This window comes from Peribacillus sp. NPDC056705 (genome assembly GCF_043656335.1).
In genome coordinates this window covers 1-1,237 of record NZ_JBHTYI010000218.1, presented here as the reverse complement: position 1 = coordinate 1,237, position 1,237 = coordinate 1, and the positions used below count along the sequence as shown (strand labels likewise).

Here is a 1,237-nt window from a genome sequence, read left to right as displayed (position 1 = left end):
GATAACATCCGAGATGCTGTGTTTCGATTATAGCATATTCTGATCTCACACAAAATCAGACGGCTTAAGGGATCGAGGGTGATGCGGATGCTTCAGCAAGGCGATTTGCTAAACATTAGGCTCATGATCGTTCCTCATGTAGGTTCAAACCATCGATGAACACGGTTATCATAAACTCCAGGCTTGCGTTCCGGTCCAAGTCGAGTGCAAACTGCCCGGCACGCTCCAGAGAAGCAAAGCCGTGGCATAAGCTTCGCAGCATGCGCACCGTATGAAGGGCTTCTGCTCGCTCCAGCGAGAAGGGGGCCAGCACTTGCAGAAGCAGTTCAACGATCTGATCGCCAACCTGTTGTATCTCCCTCTGCTCCGGCAGAATCGGCTGCAAGGCAGCTTCATATAATCCAGGCCGGGTTCTAGCGAAATGAACATAGGTGAGACAGGCTTGGCGAAGCGCATCTTCGCCGGAACGTCCGGCCAACACATTCAGCAGCTGCTGCTGAAGAACCTGAAGGCCACACAGGGTTAAGGCCTGGTGCAGGCCTGGCAGCCCATCGATATGATTATATAGAGAGGGAGAGCGGACTCCGAGTCTGCCTGCCAGTGCTGCCAAGGTGATCGTATGAAATCCGCTCTCATCAGCAAGTTCTGCTGCGGTCTGAAGTAGATGAAGTCGATCGATACCGGGTCTTGGACTCATGTTGTACGCTCCTTGAGGAGAGACTCTGCCCTGTTGACCGCTTGCTGCATTTGTTCTACAGGGTCTTTCAGCATGTTGCCATGGCCAACAGCCAGAACGGTGGGCTTCAGCGCGGTCAGTGCGGCAGCGCTCTGTAGTGCGCGCTCTTTATTCCACGTCGCTATGGCGGGGAACGGAAACCAGAGGTTAAGGACGCCGGATACGGCTAATCCGCCTCGGGTCTGCCAAGCATCGCCAGCGATCAGTATGCGGCTGCGCTGATCCATGCATGCCATATGTCCGGGTGTATGTCCTGGGGTCGCTATCGCTAGCAGAGAGCCCACCGTGTCGCCATCTTTCAGCAGGACATCAGGAACGGTCTGAATATTCTTGGGCAAATCACCACGAACGGGAGTCTGGGGTTCCCCCGGCTGAAGCGCGCTGTTGCCTTTTAACAATTCAGCATCGCGCTGCGAAATATATACGGTGGCATCGGGGTAGACGGACTTTAACCCGTCGAGTGCGCCGACATGATCACCATGAGCGTGGGTTAATACAATG

2 protein-coding genes are annotated in these 1,237 nt (G+C 54.6%); both read right to left on the bottom strand.

The annotated features are described in order from the left end of the window. Nucleotides 1-121: 121 nt before the first annotated feature. Nucleotides 122-697: a TetR/AcrR family transcriptional regulator gene (locus tag ACFRAK_RS29085; protein WP_394573211.1), complete on the bottom strand. Its 576-nt coding sequence runs from the start codon at nt 695-697 to the stop codon at nt 122-124. Next, nucleotides 694-1,237, bottom strand: a 544-nt coding sequence (locus tag ACFRAK_RS29080; RefSeq protein ID WP_394573210.1) for an MBL fold metallo-hydrolase, incomplete at its 5' end; no start/stop codon positions are given. The genes ACFRAK_RS29080 and ACFRAK_RS29085, both read right to left, overlap by 4 nt.

Excerpts from the sequence above, each read along its gene's own strand:
- ACFRAK_RS29085 (WP_394573211.1), bottom strand. The coding sequence starts at position 697 with ATGAGTCCAAGACCCGGTATCGATCGACTTCATCTACTTCAGACCGCA.